The organism is Kitasatospora sp. NPDC127116 (assembly GCF_042677365.1).
GTDB lineage: Bacteria > Actinomycetota > Actinomycetes > Streptomycetales > Streptomycetaceae > Kitasatospora > Kitasatospora lactacystinica.
The window spans coordinates 20,928-28,253 of sequence record NZ_JBHXTL010000125.1; the positions used below are offsets into that span (position 1 = coordinate 20,928).

Consider the following 7,326-nt stretch of genomic DNA (forward strand, 5'->3'; position numbering starts at 1 on the left):
GGTGAGGTGGACGCTGACGCGCCAGAGCCGGTGCGGGAGTTGGCGGGCCGGCTGGGCGAGGTGGCGCGGGCGGCCGGTTATTCCGGCGTGCGGGATCTGGCGGCCGGCACCCGCGTGGGCAAGAGCACGGTGTCGGACGTGCTGACCGGCAAGCGCGTCCCGACCTGGGAGACGCTCAAAGCCCTGCTGCTCGGATGCGACGCCGCTCCGAACCGTGACTGGGCCGACGCGCACAAGGCCGCCGGGGACGCCCTGGAGGCGGCGAAGCACGCGGCCAGGGGTGGTGGCGACCCCGTGCGGGCCCAGCCGGTGCCGTCCCGGCCCGCCGGCCCCGGCACCTTCTCCATCCGCCCGCCGTACGGCGAACTGCCGCCCCGGGTCCGAGGACGCGACGAGTTGCTGGACCTGTTGGAGACCCGGCTGTCCCAGGGCGACGGCCGGCCCCAGATCCTCCACGGCATGGGCGGCTGCGGCAAGACCACGCTGGCCCTGCACCTCGCCCGCCGGGCCCGGGACCGGGGCTACCGGGTGTACTGGGTGTCCGCCTCCTCACCCGACCGCCTGGTCACCGGAATGCGGGAGGTCGCGCGCGAGTCGGGCGCGGCCCCGGACGAGATCGAGGCGGCCTGGGCCGGCCGGATCAGCGCGACCGATCTGGTCTGGCGGGAGCTGGACGGCGCGGAGCACCCGTGGCTGCTGGTGGTCGACAACGTCGACGAGCCCTCGTGGCTGGCCGCGGAGAGCGGCGCGCCCGGCGACGGCACCGGCTGGCTGCGTTCGAGCCGGGCCGGGATGACCGTGGTCACCACCCGGGTGGGAAGCCCCGGGATCTGGGGGCACGAGGCCGACACCCACCGGGTCGGCGTGCTCGTCCCGGCCGACGGCCGGGACGTCCTGCTGGACCTCGCGGGGGAGGCCGGGGATCCGGACGAGGCGATGGTCCTGGCCCAGCGGCTCGACGGGCTGCCGCTGGCGCTCAAGCTCGCCGGATCGTACCTGGCCAGGTCGGCGCGGGGCGCCGGGCTGCTGCGGCACCGGGACGGCCGTCCCGGCGGCCGGGTCCGCGGCTTCACCGCCTACGCGGAGGCGTTGGGCGAGGCGGGGGCCGGCTTCCTGGACCAGGGCGGGACGTGGCGCGGCGACGACGCCGGGACCGAGCAGTTCCACCGCCGGCTGATCGGACGCACCTGGGAACTCTCCCTCGACCTGCTGGAGGAGCAACGGCTGCCCGAGGCCCGGTCCCTGATGCGCCTGCTGTCGTGCTGCGCCCTGACCCCCTTCCCGGTGGGACTGCTCGACATCGACCCGCTGCCGCTCCCGGGCGCGACGGCCCGGGGAGCCGACGCGGAGCGGGTGGACCGGGCGATCGAGGCGCTGATCGACCTGGGCCTGCTCGACGTGGTGGACATCGGGTCGGGCGGCTCGTCCGACGGGCACGACCCCATACCGTGCCTGGCCAGCCACCGGCTGGTGCTGGAGGCCAACGCCCTGCGGCTGGCCGAAGGCCCGGCAGAGGACCGGACAGCCGTGTGGCGGGCGGCCGCGGAAATCCTCGAACGGGGCGCGGCCCGCGCCCCGGAGCAGCCCGGGAACTGGCTCTGGTGGCGGCTGCTCTTCCCCCACGTCGTCGCCGCGCTGGCCGCGGCACCGGGCGGTGACGAGGACGCCGTGCTGCTACCCCTGCTGCGGGTCGGGCTCGGCGGCTTCGCCTTCAAGGTCTTCGCGGGGGCGGAGGCCGACCAGGAACTGGCCGGCCTCCTCGAACGGCGCGCGGCCTTCCTGCCCCCGGACCACCCGCTCCGGCTGTCGATCCGTCACCGCGCGGTGCTCGCCGACAGGAACCGGGCACTCCGGGGCGAGGAACAGCTGCGGGAGCTGGAACACATCGTCACCCGGCAGGCGCAGACGCTCGGGGCCGACAGTCCCGAGACCCTGATCACCCGCTTCAACCTGGCCGGTCACCGATTCTCCCTGGGCATGCTGTCCGAGGCGGAGCTGGTGACCGAACTGCACGCCATCCGGCTGCTGCGCAGTCGGGTGCTCGGCCCGCACGACCCGTACACGCTGCTCACCCAGAGAGCGCTGTCCCAGCTGACCACGGCCCGCGGGTACGACGAGGAACACCTGGGCGAGTTCGAGCGGCTGCTGGCCGAGCAGACGGCGCAGCTCGGCGCGGACCACATCGAGACGCTGATCACCCGGCACGACGTCGCGACCGCCCGGCGTTCCTGCCGGCCCGAGGAGGACGCCCAGGTCGAGGCCGAGCTGCGCGAGCTCCTGACGGACTGCCGCCGGGCGCTCGGTGCCACCGATCCGTACACGCTGCTGGTGCACGGGACGCTCGCCCATCTGATCGCGGAACGCGGCCACGGCGAGAGCGGCGCCGACGAGGAGTACCGGCAGCTGATCGAGCACACCCGGAGCCGGTCGGCGTCGGACCACCACTTCCTGCCGCTGCAGGACCGGCATCACATGGCCCACGCCCTGGACGCCGCCCAGCGGTGGGCCGAGGCGGAGATGGAGTACCGGTCGGTGCTGCAGGACCTCGAACGTGCCGGTGCCCAGGAATACGAGCTGTACTGGAACATGACGAGCTGCCTGGCGAAGAACCTCGTCCACCAGGGGCGGCGGGACGACGCGCTCGCCGAGTACGAAGGGGCCCTGTCGTCGTTGGACGGCAGGGGCCCGGTGCCGGCGCCGGTCCTCACGAGTGCGCTCCGGCTCCGGCACGAGCGGGCCGACCTGCTGAGCAAGGGCGGCCGGAGGGAGGAGGCCGAACGGGAGATCCGTGCGGTGCTCGCGATCCGCCTGGAGTCCGTGGACGGCATGGACTCCGTCGTCCTGTCCGAGCGCCACTGCCTGGCCCACCTGTTCGAGAAGCAGCAGCGGCACACCGAGGCGATCGACGAGCTGCGGCAGGTGGCCGACGCGTACGCCGACGTCCTCGGCCCGGCGGACAAGCAGAGCCGCGAGGCGGCCCTGTGCCTGGCACGGCTGACACGACTGCACGGTGACCGCGCCGAGGCCCTGCGGCTGTACGAGACCGTGCTCGCCGGGGAGAGCGCGGAGTACGGCCCGGACCACCCGGAAGCCCTGATGACGGCCTTCCGACGGGACCAGTGCCGGCTCGGCCTCGGCCTGCTCCGACGCGAGGAGGCGGTGGTGGCGTTCGAACACACCCTGGACGCGCTGACGTCCCGGGTCGGTGAGGACCACGAGTGGGTCACCACCGTCCGCGAGGTGCTGGCCGCCGCGCAGGCCGACGGGTGATCAGGGGGACGGGCCGACAGCAGGCCTGGTACTGCGCCCGTTGCGGCACCGCGCACTTCCCGCCCACCGCCGGACAGGGCACCGGGCCGCTCGGCCTCGCGGAGTTCCGCAAGGCGGTCTGGACAGCGGGCGGCTACGGCGACCTCGCCGAGCGGTACCGGCCGTAGGCCGTAGGCACGTACCGGCAACCACGGTGTGCCGCCGGAGCGACCGCAGCGGGCGCGCGCCGGGCGGGCTCCGCGCAGGTGGATACGCTGGCGGAATGACCGGAGTACTGGAGTTCGGCGCGCTGCTGGCGCACCTGACGGACCGTCGGGCGATCGACGCCGCCGCGCTCTCGGCGGCGGCCGGCGCCGACCCGACGGAGCTGCGGGCCGTACTCGACGGGCGGGTGCCGACCGGACAGCTGCTCAGGGGCCTGGCGCCGGTGCTCGGGCTGCACGCCGCCGACCTGTTCGTCCTTGCCCGGCAGCCGGTGCCCGACGACCTGACGCCGGTCACCCGCAATCCGCACTGGTCGGTCGGCCCCGTCGTTCACAACACGATGGTCATGCCCGCCGAGAACCGGCGTCCGCTACTGGACGCGATCCGGGCGCAGCCCCTGGTGCGGCGGGAGGGGCGGGGCGGGATCGACCGGCCGTACCACCGGTACGAACCGGGGTTCGGGGCGGTGCTCCTTGAGCTCGCGCACAGTCGGAACCTCAAGTGGACGTGCACGGCGAAGGCCCTGTACGCGGTGACCGACGGGCGGATATATCTGTCGCCGTCCACGATCGGCGGGGTGGGCCGCGGCACCACCGAAGCGACCCCCGAGCTGGTGGCCGGCTTCGCGGGAGTGCTCGGCATCCCCGCGCCCGACCTGGCGGCGGTCGGCGGCATGCGCCTGCCGGACGACCTGCCGCCGCTCCATTCCCGGGCCGCGGACGTGGCCGCGGTCGTCCGGGAAGCCCGGCGCCTGACCACCGCCCAGCTGGAGGAGGTCGATCTCATCTCCCGCCACCTGGCCGGCCGCTGACCGCACTCCCCCACTGCGCACCGCCGGAGCCGGCCGGCCGTGACCGTCGGGCGCCGCGTCGGATCCACCGTCCTCGGCGCGCGTGCCCGGCTCCCCGGCCCTGCGGGCCTCAGGCCGAGGCTGCGGCTGCGGCTGCGGCGACGCAGAACTCGTTGCCCTCCGGGTCGGCCATCACGACGTGGTGCCCGTCGAACTCCTGCAGGACGGCCCCGCCCGCCTTCACCAGCCGCTCGGACTCCGCCTTGATCCGCGCCCACCGCTCACCGGGGCTGCCGTGTCCCGGCACCCGGACGTCGATGTGGAGCCGGTTCTTCGCCGTCTTCGGTTCGGGGACCTTGAGGATGGACAGGCGGGGGCCGACGCCATCGGGGTCGCAGAGCCACGCCCCGTCGTCCGCGGAGTCGTCCTCCGGCAGGTCGAACTGCGCGAGCCACTCCTCGCGGGTCTTGAAGGGAGCGGGCGGCGGCTCGTCGACATAGCCCAGTGCCGTCTTCCAGAACGCGGCGAGGAGCGGTGCGTTCGCGCAGTCGAGGGTCAGATCGATTCTGGCTGCCATGACAGGACCGTACTGCGCACCTCCGACAGCCGCGCCGCGAGTCGCGACTCGCGGGGCGCGGACCTGCGGGCCCGCGGACCTGCGGGCCCCCGGGCCCGCGGGCTACGGCTCGGCGAGGGAGCCGCCGCCGAGGGCCTGGACGGCGGCGCCCAACCGCCACGCCTCGATGTCGCGGTAGTGGATCGGCCCGGGGCCGCGGCCGATGTTGCTGCCGACGAGGTGGAGGCGTTCGGTCCGCCACGGCCGGCCCACGAATCCCGCGAGCCCGGCCGCGGCCTGCGGCACGCTGGCGGGGTCGTCACGGCGGGCGCGTGCCAGGGTCAGGTGGGGGCGCAGCGGCCGGTCCCTGAAGGCGATTCCGCAGGACCCGACCACGTCCCGGACGTCGGTGGCGAGCCGGTGCAGTCCTTCCAGATCCCCGTCGATGCCGGTCCACAGGAGTCGCTGGTCGAAGTGGCCGCCGCCGCGCAGGCCCAGGTGCAGGGCGGGGTGCGACGCGGCCGCGTCGGCCAGTGCCGATCGCAGCAGCGGCACCGCCGTGGACGGCTGTTCGCCGAGGAAGGCCAGGGTGATGTGCCAGTCCTCGATCCGGTTCCACCGCAGCCGCGGGTACCCGGCATATGCGGGCCGCAGGGCCCGGGCCAGTTCGTCCTTGGCGTCGTCGGGCGGGGCGAGCGCCACGAAGACGCGCAGGGTCGGGGGTGCGGGGTGATCGTCCACGAGGGGGGAGGGTAGCCGAGGGTCGGCGGCGCCCTCGACTCCACCGTACGAAACCATGCGGAACCATGCCGAACCGCACTGAACCGCGCAGAGCCGCGCAGAGCCGCGCCGAAGCGTGCGGAGCCGGCCGCTCGACGAGCGGCCGGCTCCACCACCGCGCCGCCGGTCCGGTCAGGACGGCAGCGTCTTGCTCGCCAGCACCTTCCCCTGGGCGTCGTACGCGGCGAGCCTGATGCCCTCCAGCGGGTGCGCGCCCGGGCCGTCGGCGGCCTTCTGGCTGGGCCCCCAGACGTAGCCGGTGGCGTAGCCCGGTTCGCCGGGGAGCGAGGCGACGGTGGCCCAGTACGCCTGGCCGTCCACCTCGATGGCCATCCGGGCGACCTGCCCGGGACCGTGGTAGACGAGGTTGTACAGGCCCTCCTGGTGCTGCGGGGGGTTCCCGTAGTACTGCATGGTGATCTCGGTCGTGCCCCCCGCCCAGGAGTGTCCGGAGCACCCCGGGCCGCTCTTGTACGCGGGGGCGTCGTGGATGCAGATCTCCTGGTCCTTCAGCTGCATCCACCAGTCCGGGCGGCCCAGCGGCAGCTGCTGGCCGGGTTCCACCACCAGGGCCTCGGGGGCCGGCCCCGCCGGTGCCGGCGGGGCCTGCGAGGCGGGCCCGACGGCCCGGTCCCCGCCCTGCGCGGACAGGACGGCCCCCGTACCGGCCACCAGCGCGAGCGCGGCCACCACGGCCGACGCGCCCACCGCCATCCGGCGCCCCCGCCGCTGCCGGCGCACGTGGACCTGCGCGGGCCCGGCGGACCAGTCCGCCACCGCGACCCGGGCCGCCTCGTCCCGCAGGGCGCCGCGCACCATGTCCTCGGTGTCCATCACCTGTTGCCTCCGTCCGTGCCGTCGATCGTCGAACCGGTGCCCGCCGCGTACGGGGCCAGCACCGGGTGGCTGCGCAGTTTCGCCAGGCCTCGGCTGGCCTGGCTCTTCACGTTGCCGAGCGAGCAGCCGAGCACTTCGGCGACCTGGTACTCGCTCATGTCCTCCCAGTAGCGCAGGACGACCACGGCCCGCTGGCGCTGCGGCAGTTCGGCCAGCGCCTGGAGCAGCACCGAGCGCTCCTCGACGTCGCGGTGGCCGCCGCCCGCGGTGTGCGCCCGATCGGGGAGGACGGGCACGAGCAGCTGCCTGACCCGGCGCCGCCGGTGACGGCTCAGGTTGTTGTTCACCAGGGCCCGGTGGACGTAGGCGTCCGGCTCCTCCAGGCGGCTGATCCGGGACCAGTTCCTGAAGACCTTCGCGAACGTCGCCTGCACCACGTCCTCGGCCTCGTGGTAGTCGCCCGTGAGCAGGTAGGCGGTGCGTACCAGGCGCCGCCAGCGGGTGGCGGCGAACCCCTCGAAGTCGAGCTCCCGCAGGCCGGGGCCGCCCGCGGAAGCCGGTGCCGTGCCGGGCCGGGGCCGGTCCTCCACCGGGATGTGCAATGCGCTCGCGGTCATCCGATTCCTCTTCGTCCACGCGACGACCCGACCGGACCGTCGCTCTGCCCTACTCACCGCCGCACCGCCGCAAGGGTTGCACGCAGGCGTCGAATTCACCTGGGCGTCGAGCACAGTAGGGGGCTCACGAAGGGTCGAGCCGGTCGGGTTGTCGGCGCCGACGACGGCCGACGGCCGATGATCGACGGCCGGGCGTGCCCCGGGGGGGGGCGCCGGGGGCCCCCCCCCCCCCGCCCCCCCGGGGGCGAAACCCACCCACCGGAAGGGGCGCG

Annotated in this window: 7 protein-coding genes; 3 read left to right on the plus strand and 4 right to left on the minus strand. The window is 74.7% G+C overall.

Features of this window, described 5'->3' with window-relative positions; genetic code table 11:
• Positions 1-6 precede the first annotated feature (6 nt).
• From ACFVHV_RS35020 to ACFVHV_RS35030, 3 genes are all read left to right on the plus strand, one after another.
• Complete coding sequence (locus ACFVHV_RS35020) at positions 7-3,270, plus strand: AAA family ATPase (RefSeq protein ID WP_380356800.1); 3,264 nt, start codon at positions 7-9, stop codon at positions 3,268-3,270.
• Positions 3,267-3,437 (plus strand): hypothetical protein, encoded by a 171-nt coding sequence (locus ACFVHV_RS35025; RefSeq protein WP_359899142.1) that lies wholly within the window; start codon positions 3,267-3,269, stop codon positions 3,435-3,437. The genes ACFVHV_RS35020 and ACFVHV_RS35025 overlap by 4 nt, the downstream gene beginning before the upstream one ends.
• A 95-nt stretch (positions 3,438-3,532) precedes the next feature.
• Entirely contained in the window at positions 3,533-4,285 is a 753-nt protein-coding gene (locus tag ACFVHV_RS35030) for a hypothetical protein (RefSeq protein ID WP_359899144.1), read from the plus strand.
• A 109-nt stretch (positions 4,286-4,394) separates the two neighbouring features.
• On the opposite strand, the gene ACFVHV_RS35035 is transcribed toward ACFVHV_RS35030, so the two are convergent.
• From ACFVHV_RS35035 to ACFVHV_RS35050, 4 genes are all read right to left on the minus strand, one after another.
• Positions 4,395-4,841 carry a VOC family protein gene (locus ACFVHV_RS35035; protein ID WP_380356804.1) on the minus strand — a complete coding sequence of 149 codons (447 nt, stop codon included), beginning with the start codon at positions 4,839-4,841 and terminating at the stop codon, positions 4,395-4,397.
• Between the two features lie 102 nt (positions 4,842-4,943).
• Entirely contained in the window at positions 4,944-5,561 is a 618-nt protein-coding gene (thpR, locus tag ACFVHV_RS35040; protein ID WP_359899148.1) for an RNA 2',3'-cyclic phosphodiesterase, read from the minus strand.
• A gap of 171 nt (positions 5,562-5,732) precedes the next feature.
• The gene (locus ACFVHV_RS35045) at positions 5,733-6,437 is read right to left on the minus strand and encodes a hypothetical protein (protein WP_380356807.1); all 705 of its coding nucleotides are present in this window, start codon (positions 6,435-6,437) and stop codon (positions 5,733-5,735) included.
• Positions 6,434-7,054 carry a SigE family RNA polymerase sigma factor gene (locus ACFVHV_RS35050; RefSeq protein ID WP_380356810.1) on the minus strand — a complete coding sequence of 207 codons (621 nt, stop codon included), beginning with the start codon at positions 7,052-7,054 and terminating at the stop codon, positions 6,434-6,436. Before ACFVHV_RS35050 ends, ACFVHV_RS35045 begins: the two co-directional genes overlap by 4 nt.
• Positions 7,055-7,326: the final 272 nt, after the last annotated feature.